The organism is Mycobacterium intracellulare ATCC 13950, from assembly GCF_000277125.1.
GTDB classification, from domain to species: domain Bacteria; phylum Actinomycetota; class Actinomycetes; order Mycobacteriales; family Mycobacteriaceae; genus Mycobacterium; species Mycobacterium intracellulare.
Genome location: NC_016946.1, coordinates 1,801,972 through 1,818,613, shown reverse-complemented (window position 1 = coordinate 1,818,613; position 16,642 = coordinate 1,801,972). Strand labels below are relative to the sequence as shown.

14 protein-coding genes and 1 tRNA gene are annotated in these 16,642 nt (G+C 68.3%); 5 read left to right on the top strand and 10 right to left on the bottom strand.

Annotated elements, in window-relative coordinates; translation table 11 throughout:
- Positions 1–94: 94 nt before the first annotated feature.
- Positions 95–1,342 (bottom strand): esterase LipQ, encoded by a 1,248-nt coding sequence (gene lipQ / locus OCU_RS33655; protein ID WP_014382165.1) that lies wholly within the window; start codon positions 1,340–1,342, stop codon positions 95–97.
- 186 nt (positions 1,343–1,528) lie between these two features.
- On the opposite strand from lipQ, the gene OCU_RS33650 reads away from it, so the two are divergent.
- The 3 genes from OCU_RS33650 (at position 1,529) to OCU_RS33640 (ending at position 3,904) form a co-directional block, all read left to right on the top strand.
- Positions 1,529–1,602 (top strand) — tRNA-Arg (locus OCU_RS33650).
- Positions 1,603–2,300: 698 nt separating this feature from the next.
- Complete coding sequence (locus OCU_RS33645; protein ID WP_026071477.1) at positions 2,301–2,711, top strand: hypothetical protein; 411 nt, start codon at positions 2,301–2,303, stop codon at positions 2,709–2,711.
- A gap of 422 nt (positions 2,712–3,133) precedes the next feature.
- Positions 3,134–3,904 (top strand): enoyl-CoA hydratase, encoded by a 771-nt coding sequence (locus OCU_RS33640; protein ID WP_036458548.1) that lies wholly within the window; start codon positions 3,134–3,136, stop codon positions 3,902–3,904.
- Positions 3,905–3,920: 16 nt separating this feature from the next.
- Here OCU_RS33640 and OCU_RS33635 read toward each other — a convergent pair whose 3' ends face one another.
- The 8 genes from OCU_RS33635 to OCU_RS33600 all read right to left on the bottom strand — a co-directional run bounded on the left by OCU_RS33635 (position 3,921) and on the right by OCU_RS33600 (position 13,575).
- Entirely contained in the window at positions 3,921–5,102 is a 1,182-nt protein-coding gene (locus OCU_RS33635; RefSeq protein WP_009957491.1) for a dihydrolipoamide acetyltransferase family protein, read from the bottom strand.
- Positions 5,099–6,154, bottom strand: a complete 1,056-nt coding sequence (bkdB, locus tag OCU_RS33630; RefSeq protein WP_014379657.1) for a 3-methyl-2-oxobutanoate dehydrogenase subunit beta — start codon at positions 6,152–6,154, stop codon at positions 5,099–5,101. Before bkdB ends, OCU_RS33635 begins: the two co-directional genes overlap by 4 nt.
- Positions 6,155–6,163: 9 nt before the next feature.
- A complete protein-coding gene (gene pdhA, locus OCU_RS33625) occupies positions 6,164–7,246 on the bottom strand; it encodes a pyruvate dehydrogenase (acetyl-transferring) E1 component subunit alpha (RefSeq protein WP_193375145.1) in 1,083 nt (360 codons plus the stop codon).
- A 249-nt stretch (positions 7,247–7,495) separates the two neighbouring features.
- A complete protein-coding gene (locus tag OCU_RS33620) occupies positions 7,496–8,317 on the bottom strand; it encodes an HpcH/HpaI aldolase/citrate lyase family protein (RefSeq protein WP_009957494.1) in 822 nt (273 codons plus the stop codon).
- Positions 8,314–8,823, bottom strand: coding sequence for a MaoC family dehydratase (locus OCU_RS33615; RefSeq protein ID WP_009957496.1), 510 nt, complete (start codon positions 8,821–8,823; stop codon positions 8,314–8,316). Before OCU_RS33615 ends, OCU_RS33620 begins: the two co-directional genes overlap by 4 nt.
- Positions 8,820–9,986, bottom strand: coding sequence for an acyl-CoA dehydrogenase family protein (locus tag OCU_RS33610; RefSeq protein WP_008255120.1), 1,167 nt, complete (start codon positions 9,984–9,986; stop codon positions 8,820–8,822). Before OCU_RS33610 ends, OCU_RS33615 begins: the two co-directional genes overlap by 4 nt.
- The gene (locus OCU_RS33605) at positions 9,983–11,980 is read right to left on the bottom strand and encodes an acetyl-CoA carboxylase biotin carboxylase subunit (protein ID WP_029385533.1); all 1,998 of its coding nucleotides are present in this window, start codon (positions 11,978–11,980) and stop codon (positions 9,983–9,985) included. Before OCU_RS33605 ends, OCU_RS33610 begins: the two co-directional genes overlap by 4 nt.
- 5 nt (positions 11,981–11,985) lie before the next feature.
- Positions 11,986–13,575, bottom strand: coding sequence for a carboxyl transferase domain-containing protein (locus tag OCU_RS33600; RefSeq protein WP_029385536.1), 1,590 nt, complete (start codon positions 13,573–13,575; stop codon positions 11,986–11,988).
- Positions 13,576–13,770: 195 nt separating this feature from the next.
- On the opposite strand from OCU_RS33600, the gene OCU_RS33595 reads away from it, so the two are divergent.
- Positions 13,771–14,427 (top strand): SACE_7040 family transcriptional regulator, encoded by a 657-nt coding sequence (locus OCU_RS33595; RefSeq protein WP_009957499.1) that lies wholly within the window; start codon positions 13,771–13,773, stop codon positions 14,425–14,427.
- A 63-nt stretch (positions 14,428–14,490) separates the two neighbouring features.
- On the top strand, positions 14,491–15,270 hold the full coding sequence (locus OCU_RS33590) for an MmpS family transport accessory protein (protein WP_014379654.1): 780 nt from the start codon (positions 14,491–14,493) through the stop codon (positions 15,268–15,270).
- Between the two features lie 21 nt (positions 15,271–15,291).
- Here OCU_RS33590 and OCU_RS33585 read toward each other — a convergent pair whose 3' ends face one another.
- Positions 15,292–16,632, bottom strand: a complete 1,341-nt coding sequence (locus OCU_RS33585; RefSeq protein ID WP_009957502.1) for an MFS transporter — start codon at positions 16,630–16,632, stop codon at positions 15,292–15,294.
- Between the last annotated feature and the right edge of the window lie 10 nt (positions 16,633–16,642).

Here is a 16,642-nt window from a genome sequence, read left to right as displayed (position 1 = left end):
TGGTCCGCGAACCCTGATGGTCACCACAACGCTAGTCGGGTTACCCCGCTGGTGAAAGGAGATGCGAGGACTGCAGCGTGCGCTCAGCCGGCCGTCAGCTGGCGGAAGTGGCCGACAGCGGCAGCGAATCCAGGACCGAGCTGACGCGCCGCCCGTAGACGACACCCAGGAAGTCGGCGACCGCGTCGGCGGCCAGCCGCGACCGAACCGTCGGGGTGATGTCGAAAGCGTGATGGGCGTTGGCGAGTTCGGCGTGCGCCACCGTGGCGGCACCGGCCCCGCGCAGCGCCGCGCAGAAGGCGCGGGCCTGGCCACTGGGAACCAGTTCGTCTTTCTCACCGTGCAGCACGAAGAACGGTGGCGCGTCGGGGTGCACATAGGAAATCGGCGACGCCGCAGTGAACCGCTCCGGCTCGTCGGCGTAGCGGGCCTTCACGACGAACTGCTCCAGGAACGGCAGCATCAGTTCGTGCATGTTGTCGAAGTCGGTGAAGTCGTAGACGCCGTAGTAGGGGGCGACCGCTTGGACGGTGGTGCCGGCGTCTTCGAAACCGGGCTGAAAATCGGGGTCGTTCGGGGTGAGCGCCGCCAGGGAGGCCAGGTGCCCGCCCGCAGACCCGCCGGTGATCGCGATGAAGTCGGGGTCGCCGCCGTAGTCGGCGATGTTCTCCCGGACCCATGCGATCGCCCGCTTGACGTCGATGAGATGCGCGGGGAAGGCGCTGCGCGGGCTCTTGCTGTAGTCGATCGACACGCAGATCCAGCCGAGTTGAACCATGCGGCTCATCAGCGTGTAGGCCTGCGGGCGCCTGCCGTTCAGCGCCCATGCCCCGCCCGGCACCTGGATGAGCACGGGCGCCCGGCACCCGGGGGCCAGGTCGTCGCGCCGCCAGATGTCGAGCAGGTTGTCGCGGCCGCGGGGGCCGTAGGAGATGTCGGAAGTCTGTGCCGCATACCGGCGGTGGGGCCCGGGCCTGCCCAACAGGCCACTGCGGGGGGCACATACGGTCCCGACGGTGGTCGGGTGGCATACCTGTTCACGGAAGCCGGGGCCGAAGGCCTCCTCGAGCGCGGTGGTGAGGGTTTGATCCGCCCGCTGGGCGGCCAACGTCTTGCCGACCCGTCCGATCGACGGATGCGCGACCCGCGACAGCGCATGACCGGTGACGACGTGCGGCGGGAACTCGGTGAAGAGCCAGCCGGTGAAAAAGCCCAGCGCGAGTGGGCCGCCTCGCAGCAGCAGGCTGCCGGCCCGATAGGCGACTTTGGCGTCGGCCGCCAGGCGTGATGCCTGGGCGCCGGCCCACGAACAGCGCGAAGTCAGGTCACTGGCCACGCTCATGACAACGTCACCTCTCGACGTCAGGCACACGCCTCGCTGCGGTTAACGGCCGATTGCCGGCCGATGTTGTACGTGTGTCGAGGTCCATCACGATAACCGATAAACGCGGCGCGGGAAGGCTTTTCGTGCGCGTGGCGGCGGGGAATCGGGCCGGGGGGTGCGGTTGGATAGACTGACCTGCACATTGCCTCCGTAGCTCAGGTGGATAGAGCAAGGGCCTTCTAATCCCTAGGTCGCAGGTTCGAATCCTGCCGGGGGCGCAGGCAGGCAAATCCGCGGGCGGCGCAGGGAATCCCGCTACGTCGACAGCACGTGACGACGGGGTGGCCCCGGCCTTACAGCGCAGGTGATCAGCAGCCGACCGGACCGCCGCCCGCCGGGCAGGTGGGTATGTCAATGGGTAAGCAGCTCACCGACGTCGTTGCGACGGCGAATACGAGGACCAGCGCGAACAGAACTTTCTTCCCCCTGGTCATAACCGGAAAGCGTATGCCCGGCCGGCGTTCCCCGCGGTGGTGTTTGGCAGAAACGGCAGAAAATCCCGCCGGAGCGGGGCGGCCGGGCGTGACCAAAACCTGTTGCGCCACTTACCGTTGTGAGGTCAGTGGGCCGCGACATACTGCCGCCCAGCTTCTCGCTTTCGAGTAAGAGCGGGATTGCGCGGGGCCGGACGCGTCATGCGTCGCCGCACCGGTCGAACATTCCCGGTCGATTGGCGCGGTGATGCAGGTCACGACGCTATTTAGGGGGGAAATCAACGGCCACAGAACGCACCGTTAGAACCGGCGGTAATGGCTATTCGGCCCGACCGCATACCACCGGACGACCGGGCTTGGTCAAAGTGACTATCCAAAGTTTGCAGATTCAGTATTCTGGGAGCAGCGTGTCGTGACGAGCAGTTGACGCCCTCGGGGAGATCATTAGTTAGGGCGTCTTCTCTTCGAGGGGTTGGCGATATATGGCGTCGAATGACTGGCAGCCGGTAGTCCGTGTCGGAGAGCCGAGGTTCATAGCCGGCGTAGGAAGTCGAATCAAAGTCGAAGTGAAAACGAGGGGCTGGCTGAGCCGAGATTGGCGATGTTACTTCGGATCTCAGGTATCACAGCAGCAACTCGACGCGCGGTATTCCTCCTATCCGTGCTGGGACGAAGTCCAGCGGATCGAGGGCTCCTGCTCGGAGAATGAGGCGGAGCGCTACATCGAAATGATCGATGCGGCAATCCATTACGCCAACATCAAGTTGCGTAGCAATGCCACGCCGAGGACCGTCCTCCAGGGGGCGGGCTTCGATCAGCGGGCGTGTGCGGTGCGTGAGCGTCAAGCCGAACTCGACGAGCTGGCCAAGAAGTTGGCGAAACCGGAGTCCTAGTCTCCCGCATGTCCGCCCGGGTCCCAGGGCCCAATGGCCGGGCAGGTCATGCGTTTGCGCAGGTCATTCCGGAAATTGGACGAAGAGTCCCAGAAGTTGCAGATAACGTTTTCATAAACACAGCATTAGTTGTAGATTCCGACTTCCCTGTCGCACCGGCGAAGATTGGCACGTCGCACCGCTTCGGGCCCGGCGAACTCGGCTCGGCGGTGAATGGCGTTCAACCGCCGAGACGTCCAATACGACCGATCGCCGATGTTCTTCGTAGCGCCCTTTCTCGCGCGTCCGTCGGTAATCGCGCTCACACCGGCCGAGCCGGACAACCGGCCGCGCAGTACCCTTACCTCGCCCGTCACTCCGCCGCCGAACGAACCGGCGGGCAGACGGTCCCGCAAACCAACCCCAAGCCGGAGGTGCCCGACATGGCCCAGTCCGATCTGGTGTTGCTCGATATCGACAACCGCGTCGCGCTCATCACGGTCAACGATCCCGACCGGCGCAACGCGGTGACCGCCGAGATGTCGGGGCTGCTGCGCGACGCCGTCGAGCGGGTCGAAGCCGATAACGACGTGCACGCGGTGGTGGTCACGGGGGCCGGCAAGGCGTTCTGCGCGGGAGCCGACCTCAGCGCCCTGGGCGCCGCCGGCGGCGGGGCGGCCGAAACCGGCCTGCAGCAGCTGTACGACGGCTTCATGGCCATCGGTAGTTGCCGGCTGCCCACCATCGCCGCCGTCAACGGGGCGGCCGTCGGCGCCGGTCTGAATCTGGCCCTGGCCGCCGACGTGCGCATCGCCGGACCCGCGGCGCTGTTCGATGCGCGGTTCCAGAAGCTGGGGCTCCACCCGGGCGGCGGTGCGACGTGGATGTTGCAGCGCGCGGTCGGGCCGCAGGCCGCCCGCGCGGCCCTGCTGTTCGGCATGCGCTTCGACGCCGAGGCCGCGGTGCGCCATGGCCTGGCGCTCAGTGTCGCCGACGATCCGGTGGCCGCGGCGCTGGAGCTCGCCGCCGGGCCGGCGGGCGCGCCGCGCGAGGTCGTGCTGGCGACCAAGGCGACCATGCGCGCCACCATCAGTCCGGGTTCGCTGGACCACGAGCAACACCAGCAAGCCATGCGCGCCGAGCTTGGGCCGCAGGCGCACTCGATCCAATCACCCGAATTCGCACAGCGATTGGCCGCCGCGCAACGCAGGTAGCCGGCGGACCGACGGGTCACAAATCGAGCAGCGCGATTTCGGGTGACTCGATCAGATCCCGTAACTCGCAGACGAATCGGGCCGCCTGTGCGCCATCGGCGATGCGATGGTCGAACACACAGGTCAGCGACATCGTCGGGCGCACCACGATCTCGGCGCCGAGGGCCACCGGTCGCGGCTTGATCGCTCCCATCCCGAGGATGGCCGCTTCGGGGTGGTTGATCATTGGTACGCCATCGTCCACACCCAGCGCCCCAAAGTTCGAGACGGTGAACGTCGAGCCCCGCAACTCACCCGGCGTCAGGGTGCCCGCACGCGCGCTGGCGATCAATTCTGCTGCGCGAGCGGCCAATTCGCGGGTGGTCTTGGCGTGGGCGTCGGCGAGGACCGGGACGAGCAGACCGCGTTCGGTGGCCGTGGCGATGCCCAAATGCACTCGGTGTTCGACGCGCAGCTGCGGACCCTGCGGGGACTCCACCCAGGCCGAATTCAGGATCTCGTTGTGCCGCAACGCGATGACCAGCAGCCGCAAGGTCAGCACGAAGGGTGTGATCTTGTGGTCCGTCGCGCCGAGTCGATCGGACAGCCGCACCAACTCGGTGCAGTCCACCTCGACGGTGACGTTCGCCGGCGGAATCTCCTTGTGCGACAGGGCCATTTTCTCTGCCATCCGGGCCTGCACGCCACGAACCGATCGGACATCGGCGCCGTTCCCGGTCCCGCCGGCCGCCGACAGCACGTCCTCGCGGGTGATGACGGCACCGGGGCGGTGCGGTAACGAGGCCAGGTCGACCATCAATTCTTTGGCCAGTTTGCGCACCGGAGGGGCGGCCAGCGGGCGGCCGCTCCGCCGGCTGCTGTCGACGCCGGCATCGGCGCCATAGCCGACCAGTGTGGGCGGCGCCGTTTCAGCCGCCGGTGGGTCGTCGCTGCGCGGTGTCGTGTCGATCTGCACCAGCACCTCCCCCACCTTGAGCACATCGCCTTCGGCGCCGTTGGTTTCGACGACCCGTCCGGCGTGCGGGCTGGGGATCTCGACCTCGGCCTTGGCGGTCTCCACCGTGCACAACACCTGGTTGAGCTCGACGTCGTCACCCACCGCGACGTTCCAATGCGTCACCGTCACCTCTTCCAGCCCCTCGCCGAGGTCGGGGACCCGAAACGGCTTGACCCGCTCCTGCGCGGACGGGGCGCTCACGGCTGTTCCAACGCGCGCTCGACGCAGTCCAGCAGCCGGTCGGGGCCGGGCAGCCACCACTTCTCCAACCGCGCAGGCGGGTAGGGGGTGTCAAATCCGCACGCGCGCAACACCGGCGCCTCCAGCTCGTAGAACATCTCCTCCTGGATGCGGGCGGCCAGCTCCGCGCCGAACCCCAGGCTGCGGGGTCCCTCGTGCATCACCACGCAGCGCCCGGTCCGGTGGATCGACGCGGCGACGGTGTCGAAGTCCAGGGGCACCAACGAGCGCAGGTCGATGACCTCCAGGCTCCAACCCCGTTGGCGCTGAGCCTCTTCCGCCGCGACCACGGCGGTGCCGACCAGGCTGCCGTAGGTCACGACGGTGACATCGGTGCCCTGCCGGCGCACCATCGCTCGCCCGATCGGTGGTTCGGGCCGGGAGGCGTCGACCAAGCCGCGGCCCTGGTAGCGTCGCTTCGGTTCCAGGTACATGACCGGATCCGGGCAGGCGATCGCGTGGCGCAGCAGCCAATACGCATCGGCGGGGCTGGAAGGCACCACCACCTTCAAGCCGGCGGTGTGCGCCCAGTACGACTCGGTGGAATCCGAATGATGCTCTGCGGCACCGATTCCCCCGAACGAAGGGATGCGGACGGTCACCGGCATATTGATCTCGCCGCGGGTGCGGGTGCGGTACTTCGCCAGGTGGCTGACCACCTGGTCGAAGGCCGCATAGGAAAACCCGTCGAACTGAATCTCGGGCACGGGCACGAATCCGCGCAGCGCCAGCCCCACCGCGATCCCGATGATGGCGGACTCCGCCAGCGGCGTGTCGAAGCAGCGGCTCTCGCCGAACGCCTCGGCCAGTCCCTCGGTGGCCCGGAACACCCCACCGGCGACGGAGACGTCCTCGCCGAACACCAACACCCGGTCGTCGGCCGCCATCGCGTCGTGCAGGGCCCGGTTGAGCGCTTGGACCATGGTCAGCGACTGCGCACCGAGGGCAACGTTTTCCACTGCCGCCGTGAGTGTTTCGTCGTGGCCGGTGGGACGATCAGCGAGCTGAGTCATTGACGCCTCTCAATCGCTTCGGTCGAGTTCGGCCCGAAGCTGCTGTCGCTGTGCCTGCAGTCCCGGCGTGATTTCGGCGTACACCGAGGTGAACACCTCGTCGATGTCGAAATCGGGCGCATCGACCACCGCGTCGCGCAATTCGGTGCGCATCCGCTGTGCGCGGCCAATGACCCGTTCCTCCAAGCGTTCCGACCACAGGCCCTGGGCCCGCAGGTAGCAGCGGTACCGCGCGATCGGGTCCAGCGCCGCCCAGTGATCGACCTCGTCCTGCGTCCGGTATCGACTCGGGTCATCGGAGGTGGTGTGTGGGCCCATCCGGTAGGTGATCGCCTCGATCAATGTCGGGCCGCCGCCGGCGCGGGCACGGGCGGCGGCCTCGGCCGTCACGGCGTAGCAGGCCAAGACGTCATTTCCGTCTACCCGGACTCCGGGCATGCCGTAACCAATCGCCTTGTGCGCCAGCGACGGTGCGGCGGTCTGCTTGTGGACCGGCGTCGAGATCGCCCACTGGTTGTTCTGCACGAGGAACACGCAGGGCGTGGTGAACACGGCGGCGAAGTTCAGCGCCTCGTGCACGTCTCCCGTGCTGGTGGCGCCGTCACCGAGGAAGGCCAGCGTCACCGAATCTTCGCCCAGCCGTTGCGCGGCCATCGCGGCGCCCACGGCGTGCAGGGTCTGGGTGCCGATCGGAATCGAGAGCGGGGCGCAGCACTTCTTGGTGAATTCCAGGCCGCCATGCCAGGTTCCGCGCCACACGGCCCCGACGTGCCCGGGCGGGATGCCGCGCACCAAAAAGGCGCCCAGCTCGCGATATTGGGGGAACAACCAGTCGGTTTTGCGCAGGCACGCCGCCGCACCGATCTGGGCGGCTTCCTGACCGCGGCACGACGCAAAGAGCGCCAGTTCGCCTTGGCGCTTGAGGTTCACGAATTCGGCGTCGAGTTCCCGGGTGATCACCATCAGCTCGTAGAGCCAACTCAGCGTCTCCGCGGGAAGGTCGCGGCCATAACGGCGTTCGGGTGTCGGCGAGCCATCGGCGGCCACGAGTTGGACCGGCTCGAGGTCGACCGCCATGGGCATCGAAGACATCTGCGCCACACCGCCTCCCTCGCTGGGTGCCGCGTGGCCCCGCGAGCCACAGCGGGTCACAGCAAACGGTCAGCCGAGACCTACCGCGAGCGGAAGTCGATCGCCAGCTACACGAAAGGCTTCGCTCGCCGCGACACTGGCGTATTTCCCATTATGCCCTCAAATGAGAAGACACTGCGTTGATTGCGAAGACTGCGGAGCGTGTCGCGCGAGCCCCAAACGACGTGTCGCTGCACAGCCATCAAACGGTCAGCCGGGGACGGTCTCACCCGCCCTGCGCAACGTCATCTGCGCGTGCTTGAGCACCGGCGAGTCGACCATCTGTCCTTCGAAGGCGAAGACCCCGCGCTCGCTGCGCGCGGCCGCCAGCACCCGTCGCGCCCAGTCCAGCCGGTCCTCGCTGGGGCGATACGCCTCGCGCACCACCGGGATCTGGCTCGGGTGGATACACACGGTCCCGCCGAACCCCAGCGCGACGGCGTCCTCGGCCTCGGCCCGCAAGCCGTCGAGGTCGCGGATATCCAGGTGGACCGCATCGAGCGCCACCCGGCCGAAGGCGGACGCGTTGAGCAGCGCCGTCGACCGCACATGGTGGGCGACGTCCCGGTACGTGCCGTCGGCCCGGCGGCTGGAGCTACCACCGAGCGTGGCGACCAGGTCCTCGGCGCCCCACATCAGCGCAACCGTGCCCCGGGCCGCCGCGATTTCGGTGGCGAAGACCGCGCCGCGCGGCGTCTCCAGCAGCGCGATCACCTCGCGCGGCGCCAACGCTTCCACCTGCGCCGCCGATTCCGTCTTGGACAGCATCACCGTGGTGTAGGCGGTCGCGGCCAGGGCCTCGAGGTCGCGGGGGTATTCGTCGGTGTCGGCGGCGTTGATGCGCACAACGGTGCGCTCGGGGTCCAGCGGCGTCTCCTGCAACGCCTTGCGGGCGGCGGGCTTGTCCGCCTCGGCCACCCCGTCCTCGAGGTCGAGGATCACCACGTCGGCCGCGGCCGCGGCCTTCGCGAAACGTTCGGGCCGGTCGGCCGGGCAGAACAGCCATCCGGGGCCGGCGGCGTGCAGGTTCACTTGGCCTCCTGGTTGGACGGGCGTTTCTGGACCAGCGTGGTGCGCGCGGCGCGCGCGACGACGTCGCCGTGCTGGTTGCGTCCGGTGTGCTCGAGGGTGACGATGCCCTCGCCGGGCCGGCTCTTCGATTCCCGCTTGGCCGTGCACACGGTTTCGGCGTACAGGGTGTCGCCGTGGAAGACGGGTTTGGGGAAGGACACCTCGGAGAAGCCGAGATTGGCCACGATGGTGCCGAGCGTCAGCTGCGACACCGACAGTCCGACCACGGTGGAGAGGGTGAACATGGAGTTCACCAGGCGCTCGCCCCGAAAGCCCGGCTGCTCGGCCGCCCAGGCCGCGTCGAGGTGCAGCGACTGGGTGTTCATGGTCAGCGTGGTGAACAAGACGTTGTCGGCTTCGGTGACCGTGCGGCCGGGGCGGTGCAGGTACGTGGTGCCGATCTCGAACTCTTCAAACCACAAGCCCCGCTGGACAACCGACTTGCCGCCCTCGTTGCCGTCCGTCATGACAGTCCGAGCGATCGCGCGATGAGCATCAGCTGCACCTCGGTGGTGCCCTCACCGATTTCGAGGATCTTGCTGTCGCGGTAGTGACGCGCCACCGGGTACTCGTTCATGAAGCCATAGCCTCCGTGGATCTGCGTTGCGTCGCGGGCGTTGTCCATCGCCGCTTCCGACGCGATCATCTTCGCGATGGCCGCCTCCTTCTTGAAGGGCTTGCCCGCCAACATCTTTGCAGCGGCATCGTAATACGCCGTGCGGGCGACGTGGGCACGCGCTTCCATTCGCGCGATCTTGAAGCTGATCGCCTGGTACGAGCCGATCGGCTGGCCGAACGACTGACGTTCCTTGGAATACTTGACGCTCTCGTCGACGCAGCCCTGCGCCGCCCCCGTCGCCAGCGCGGCGATCGCGATGCGGCCCTCGTCCAGGATCGACAGGAAGTTCGCATAGCCCCGTCCACGCTCGCCCAGCAGGTTCTCCTCCGGGACCCGGGCGTCGGCAAAGCTCAGCGGATGAGTGTCCGACGCGTTCCAGCCCACCTTGCTATAGACCGGTTCGACGGTGAAACCCGGTGTGCCGCTGGGCACGATGATCGTCGAGATCTCTTTCTTGTCTCCCCCGACGCTGCCGGTGACCGCGGTGACCGTGACCAGTGAGGTGATGTCGGTGCCCGAGTTGGTGATGAACTGCTTGCTGCCGTTGATCACCCACTCACCGCCCTCGAGGCGGGCGGTGGTGCGGGTCGCGCCCGCGTCGGAGCCCGCGCCGGGCTCGGTGAGCCCGAAGCCGGCCAGCGCCCGGCCGGCTGTCAGGTCCGGCAGCCACCTGGTCTTCTGCTCCTCGGTACCGAACCGGTAGATGGGCATCGAGCCCAAACCCACACCGGCTTCGAGCGTGATCGCCACCGACTGGTCGACCTTGCCGAGTTCCTCGAGCGCCAGCGACAGCGCGAAGTAGTCGCCGCCCATGCCGCCGTACTCCTCGGGGAACGGCAGGCCAAACAGGCCCATCTCCCCCATCTTCGCGACGACCTCGTACGGAAAGCTGTGCTCCTCATCGTGTTTGGCCGACACCGGGGCCACCACGGTGCGCGCGAACTCGGCGACCGTGTCGCGCAGGTCCTCGTATTCCTTGGGGAGGGTCCCCGCGGTTATGGATGTGGTCATGTCTCGTCCTTGCTTTCTTCTTCCGGGATCAGCCGGGCCAGCACCTGATCCACGGTCACCTGATCACCCACGGAGACCAGCACCTCCACCTGCCCGGAAACGGGTGCGGCCAGCGAGTGTTCCATCTTCATCGCCTCGACGACGACCACCACGTCGCCTTCGGAAACGTCGGTGCCGGAGGGGGTTTGGACGGCGATCACGCTGCCCGGCATCGGACTGAGGATCTCGGCCCGCTGCGCGCCCGCGGCGCGATGGATCTTGTTCTCCTCGGCCTCGCGCAGGTGCCAGGTGCCCCGCTCGTCGGCGATCCACAGGTGCCGGTCGGCTTCGGCCCACCGGTAGTCGCGGCGCAGGCCGTCGATCACCGCGCTCATTCGTGCCGGCTCGACTTGCACAGCGGCCGAACAGGTTTCCCCGTCGCCGACCTGCACCGTGGCGGCCTCGGGAAGCCCCCACACCGACACGGTCTCGCTGCGCAGCGGGGTGCGCATGTCGGTGCGAACCGGCGCCGCGCTGCCGCCCACGCGCCATCCCGTGGGCGCCGCCCAGGGATTGCCGGCGAAGTGGCGCGCCCGCGACGCCAGGGCCGATTGCCGATAGAGCCCGGCCGCCGCGAGCACGTCGTCGGGGGCGGGCAGCGGCGCGAAGTCCGCCAATCGCTCGTCCAGGAGGGCGGTGTCCAGGTCGCCGGCGCGTACCCGCTCGTCGGCGAGCAGGAACCGCAGAAATTCGATGTTGGTTTGCACGCCCAGGATCGCGGTTTGGCTCAGCGCCCGGTCGAGTGTCGCCAGCGCCTCGTCCCGGTCGGCCCCGTGGGCGATCACCTTGCTCAGCATCGGGTCGTAGTCGCTGCCGACCAGCGTGCCGGGCAGCAGCGACGAGTCGACCCGCACGCCGTCGCCGGAGGGTTCGAAGACCCGCAGCGCCCGGCCTCCGGTGGGCAGGAATCCGCGCGCCGGATCCTCGGCGTACACCCGCGCCTCGATCGCGTGCCCGCGCAGTTCGATGTCGTCCTGGGCGAACGTCAGCTTCTCGCCGGCGGCGACCCGCAGCTGCCACTCCACCAGGTCCAGCCCGGTGACGGCCTCGGTGACCGGATGCTCCACCTGCAGGCGGGTGTTCATCTCCATGAAGAAGAACTCGTCGGGACGCTCGGCGGAGACGATGAACTCGACCGTGCCCGCGCCGACGTAGTCGACGCTGCGCGCGGTGTTACAGGCGGCCGCGCCGATGCGCGCCCGGGTGGCCTCGTCGAGCAGCGGCGAGGGCGCCTCCTCGATGACCTTTTGGTGGCGCCGCTGCAGGCTGCACTCCCGCTCGCCGAGGTGCACGACGTTGCCGTGCGTGTCGGCGAGCACCTGCACTTCGATGTGCCTGGGGCGCAACACGAACCGCTCCAAAAACAAGGTGTCGTCGCCAAACGCGGAGGCGGCCTCGCGGCGGGCGCTGACGAGTGCCTCGCGCAGCTTGGCCGGCTCCTCGACCAGGCGCATGCCCTTGCCACCGCCGCCCGCCGAGGGCTTGATCAAGACCGGGTATCCGACGTCGTCGGCGGCCGCGACCAGCGCGTCGTCGTTCAGCCCCGGTTTGGCCACGCCGGGGACCACCGGCACGTCGAAGGCGGCGACCGCGTTCTTGGCGGTGATCTTGTCGCCCATCACCTGAATCGCCTGGGCGGGAGGCCCCAGGAACACCACACCGGCCCGCTCGCAGGCGGCCGCGAAATCGGCGTTCTCGGAGAGGAATCCGTACCCCGGGTGGATCGCTTGAGATCCGGTGCGCACGGCCGCCTCGACGACCTTGTCGATGTTCAGGTAGCTCTCGCGCGCCGCGGCCGGTCCCAATCGGACGGCCTCGTCGGCCTCGAGGACGTGCCGCGCGCCGGCGTCGGGATCGCTGTAGACGGCCACCGAACGGATGCCCAGGCGGCGCAGCGTCCGGATCACCCGCACGGCGATCTCGCCGCGGTTGGCCACTAATACTGTCTCGAACACTGCACTCACATCCGGAAGACGCCGTAGGAGACGGGTTCCAACGGTGCTTGGGCGCACACCGAAAGGGCAAGCCCGACAAATGTTCTCGTGTCGGCCGGGTCGATGATCCCGTCATCCCACAGCCGGGCCGTCGAATAGTACGGGTTGCCCTGGTCCTCGTACTGCCCGCGGATGGGCGCCTTGAACGCCTCTTCCTCGTCGGCCGACCATGGTTTGCCCGCCGCGCTGAGCTGCTCACCGCGCACGGTGGCCAGCACGGAGGCGGCCTGCTCGCCGCCCATGACCGAGATCCGGGCGTTGGGCCACATCCACAAGAACCGCGGCGAGTACGCCCGTCCGCACATCGAATAGTTGCCGGCCCCATAGGATCCGCCGATCACGATGGTCAGTTTGGGCACCCGGGCGCAGGCGACGGCGGTGACCATCTTGGCGCCATGCTTGGCGATGCCGCCGGCCTCGTAGTCCCGGCCGACCATGAACCCGGCGATGTTCTGCAGGAACAGCAGCGGGATCTTGCGCTTGTCGCACAATTCGATGAAATGCGCGCCCTTCAAAGCGGATTCGCTGAAGAGCACCCCGTTGTTGGCCACGATCCCCACCGGGTGGCCGTGGATGTGGGCGAACGCGGTCACCAGGGTCTTGCCGTAGTTGGCCTTGAATTCGCTGAATTCGCCGCCGTCGACCAGGCGCACGATGACCTCATGCACGTCGTAGGGCACCCGCGGGTCCGGCGGCACCACGTCGTAGAGCTCCGTCTGCGCGCACGGCGGCGGGACCGGGGATCGCACCTGCCACGGGCTGGGCTCGCGCGGGCCGAAGGTGGCCGCGATCGAGCGAACGATCCGCAACGCATGTTCATCGTCGTCGGCGAGGTGGTCGGTGACACCGGACACCCGGGAGTGCAGGTCGCCGCCGCCGAGTTCCTCAGCCGACACGATCTCGCCGGTCGCCGCCTTGACCAGTGGCGGGCCGCCCAAAAAGATCGTGCCCTGCTCGCGCACGATGACGGCCTCGTCGCTCATCGCCGGCACGTAGGCGCCGCCCGCGGTGCACGAACCCAGCACCGCGGCGACTTGCGGAATTCCCTTGGCGCTCATGGTCGCCTGGTTGAAGAAGATGCGGCCGAAGTGCTCGCGGTCGGGAAAGACCTCGTCCTGGCGCGGCAGGAAGGCCCCGCCGGAGTCCACCAGGTAGATGCACGGCAGCCGGTTCTGCAGCGCCACCTCCTGCGCGCGCAGGTGCTTCTTGACGGTCATCGGGTAGTAGGTGCCGCCCTTGACCGTCGCGTCGTTGGCGACGATCACGCACTCGCGCTCCGACACCCGGCCGATCCCGGTGATGATGCCGGCGCCGGGAGATTCGTCGTCGTACATGCCGTCGGCGGCCAGCGGTGAGAGCTCCAAGAACGGGCTGCCGGGGTCGAGCAGCCGGTCCACCCGTTCGCGCGGCAACAGCTTCCCGCGGCTGACGTGGCGTTCCCGCGCGCGCTCGTTGCCGCCGAGCGCGGCCGCGGCCAGCCTGGTGTTCAGCTCGCCGACCAGCCGGCGGTGCTCATCGGCGAACGACGCCTCGGGAGCCTTCGCGGGCGAGGTCATCACCTTGTCCATCGCCGCAGCAGCCTCCTTGCCGTCGGGCGGTCCAGCTTTTGAGTTAATGATCATTAACTCGGGGCCTGAGAATACCATTGCCGGCGTTGCCGGTCCAGGGGGCACCGTCCCCGGCGAATAACGCGAGTTAATAGCGAATAACTCGTGCTACGTTGGTGACGATTCACCACACGGAGGTCCGTCATGACAACGTCTACCTCCGACGGCCACGCCGCTGGCGCTGAGGCCCCAAATCGTCGGAGCCAGTTGAAATCCGACCGCCGCCTACAATTGCTGTCCGCCGCCGAGCGGCTGTTCGCCGAGCGCGGATTTCTCGCGGTCCGACTGGAGGACATCGGCGCCGCGGCCGGCGTCAGCGGTCCCGCCATCTACCGGCATTTCCCCAATAAGGAATCGCTTCTGGTCGAATTGCTGGTGGGCATCAGCACCCGGCTGCTCGCCGGCGCCCGGCAGGTGCGCGCCCGAAACTCCGATGCTTCCGCCGCGCTGGACGGCCTGATCGACTTCCACCTCGACTTCGCCCTGACCGAACCCGACCTGATCCGCATCCAGGACCGCGACCTGGCGTACCTGCCCGGGGCGGCCGAGAAGCAGGTGCGCAAGGCGCAGCGTCAATACGTCGAGGTCTGGGTCGGGGTCCTGCGCGAACTGAACCCCGAGCTGGCCGAGACCGACGCCCGGCTGACCGCGCACGCCGTGTTCGGCCTGCTGAATTCGACGCCGCACAGCATGAAATCCCCCGATACGTCGCGCAGCAAGGGCGCGCGCGCCGCACGATCGCGCGCAGTCATGCGGGCGATGACGATCGCCGCGCTCGAGGCCGGAAACCAGTGCCCCTGAGCTCCCCGCCACAAGGTGAGTAAGCGCTTCAGCGCCCCGCACAGGTACCCTGCAAGCCATGAGGTGGACATGAACGATTCACGTCCCACCGAGCGGTTTAGTCCATCGCTACCGGGGCCGCAACAGCGCGGGTACGCGCCGCCCGCCGACCCCGCGTACGCCGATCAGACGCCGTACGCGCCCACCTATGGCGGGACGATGCCGCCCTGGGCGGCCACCGCCAACGAGACGAACACGACAAAGCGGTTACCGGCGTATTGGCAGCAAGACCTGCCGCCGTCGGACGACCCGCACTCGCGGGGCATGGCTCCCCCACCCCCCGAGGGGCCGAAATCGCCGCGCTGGCTGTGGATCGCCGCCGGTGCCGCGGTGCTGCTGGTCGTCGCCTTGGTGATTGCGCTGGCGCTCGCCAACGACGCGATCAAGACCCAGACCGCCGTTCCGCCGTTGCCGGCGATGCCAGAAACGACGCCGGAGAGCCCGACCCCGTCGGCGCGTAAGTCGCCGACCCTCATCCCGGCGCCGATACCCCCGACGAGCGGCCCCGAGCTGCCCACCTCGACGACGGGTCCGGCGGCAATGCAAGACGTCGTCTACACCGTCACGGGCGAAGGCCGCGCGATCAGCATCATGTACATCGACACCGGCGACCTCATCCAGACCGAATTCAACGTCGAGCTGCCGTGGAGCAAGCAGGTCAGCCTGGCGAAGTCGGCCGCGCACCCGGCCAACGTCACGATCGTCAACATCGGGCACAGCGTCACCTGCACCGTCACCGTCAACGGGGTTCAGGTGAGCAAGCGCGTCGGCGGGGGGCTGACGATCTGCGACGCTCGGGGCTGAGGCCCGCTCGAGGCGAACCCGTCACACGGCTTCGGTGACCGGGACCCCGCGCTGCGGGACGCGGACCACCAGCATCGCCACCAACCCGGCGATCAAGACCAGCGAAATCCCGCCCAGGCCGGCGCGCACGGCGCCGAACACGTCGACGAACACCGAGAACAGCCACGGCGCCAGGAACGCCACCGCCCGCCCGGTCATGGTGTAGAGGCCGAACGCGACGCCTTCCCGGCCGTGTTTGGCCATCTGCAGCAGCAGGGCGCGCGACGACGACTGCGTCGGCCCGATGAACATGCACAGCAGCAGCCCGCACACCCAGAAGGCCGCCGGGCCCGCCGACGCCATCAGGGTCAGTCCCAGGGTGATGATCGCGGCCAGCGAGGCCACGATGACGGGCTTCGATCCGACCCGGTGGTCGACGAACCCGCCCAGCACGGCGCCCACCGCGGCGACGACGCACGCCGCCACCCCGAAGATCAGCACGTCCGCCTGGGAGATGCCGTACACGTTGACGCCGAGCACCGCGCCGAACGCGAAGATCGCCGCCAGCCCATCCCGGAACAGCGCGCTGGCGACCAGGAAGTACACCAGGTTGCGGTCGCGGCGCCATTCCGCGGAAACCTCGGTCCACAGCTTGCGGTAACCGCCCAGCATGCTCGTGGGCTGATACAGCTCGGCCGGCCCGCTCAGCCGTTGCGCCACGAACAGCAACGGCAGCGCGAACACCGCCAGCCAGGCCGCCGCCACCAGCATCGCCTCGCGGACATAAAGCCCGTCCTGCAAGGGAATTCGCAGCAGTCCGCGCGTCGCGCCCGGTCCCGAGTCCGATCCCGAGATGAATCCGGTGTAGATCACCAGCAACAGCAGGACGCTGCCGCCGTAGCCCGCCGCCCAGCCGAATCCCGATATCCGGCCGGCGGTCTGCGGTGTCGAAAGCTGGCGCAGCATGGCGTTGTACGGGACGCTGGCCAAGTCGCCGCAGGCCGCCGTCGCCCCCAGCAGCACCAGGCCGGCCCACAGGTAGCCGGGCCGGTCGCGGATGAAGAACATCGAGGCGGTCAGCGTCACCGCCGCGGCCGTCAGCACGCTCAGGGCGACCCGCCTGCGATGCGGTGACTCCACCCACACGCCGACGGCGGGCGCCAATATCGCGACGGTCAGCCCGGCGATGGCCGCGGCCCGGCCCAGCCAGCTCGCCGGCGTGGTGCTGCCCCCGATGCCCACCCCGACGCTGCTGGTCAGATACACGGCGAAGACGAAGGTGGCCACGATCGCGTTCAGGCCGGTCGAGCCGCAGTCCCACAGCGCCCACGCGACGACGCGAGATCGCACGGGGGCGGCGGAACGCAACTCCGGCTGACTCATGCCCGGCACT

Bases quoted from the DNA above. Each gene is read 5' to 3' on its own strand.
- OCU_RS33595 (WP_009957499.1), top strand. From the start codon at position 13,771: ATGACAACGTCTACCTCCGACGGCCACGCCGCTGGCGCTGAGGCCCCA.
- OCU_RS33610 (WP_008255120.1), bottom strand. From the start codon at position 9,986: ATGACCACATCCATAACCGCGGGGACCCTCCCCAAGGAATACGAGGAC.
- lipQ (WP_014382165.1), bottom strand. From the start codon at position 1,342: ATGAGCGTGGCCAGTGACCTGACTTCGCGCTGTTCGTGGGCCGGCGCC.
- OCU_RS33585 (WP_009957502.1), bottom strand. From the start codon at position 16,632: ATGAGTCAGCCGGAGTTGCGTTCCGCCGCCCCCGTGCGATCTCGCGTC.
- OCU_RS33600 (WP_029385536.1), bottom strand. From the start codon at position 13,575: ATGACCTCGCCCGCGAAGGCTCCCGAGGCGTCGTTCGCCGATGAGCAC.
- OCU_RS33645 (WP_026071477.1), top strand. From the start codon at position 2,301: ATGGCGTCGAATGACTGGCAGCCGGTAGTCCGTGTCGGAGAGCCGAGG.
- OCU_RS33615 (WP_009957496.1), bottom strand. From the start codon at position 8,823: ATGACGGACGGCAACGAGGGCGGCAAGTCGGTTGTCCAGCGGGGCTTG.
- OCU_RS33640 (WP_036458548.1), top strand. From the start codon at position 3,134: ATGGCCCAGTCCGATCTGGTGTTGCTCGATATCGACAACCGCGTCGCG.
- pdhA (WP_193375145.1), bottom strand. From the start codon at position 7,246: ATGTCTTCGATGCCCATGGCGGTCGACCTCGAGCCGGTCCAACTCGTG.
- bkdB (WP_014379657.1), bottom strand. From the start codon at position 6,154: ATGACTCAGCTCGCTGATCGTCCCACCGGCCACGACGAAACACTCACG.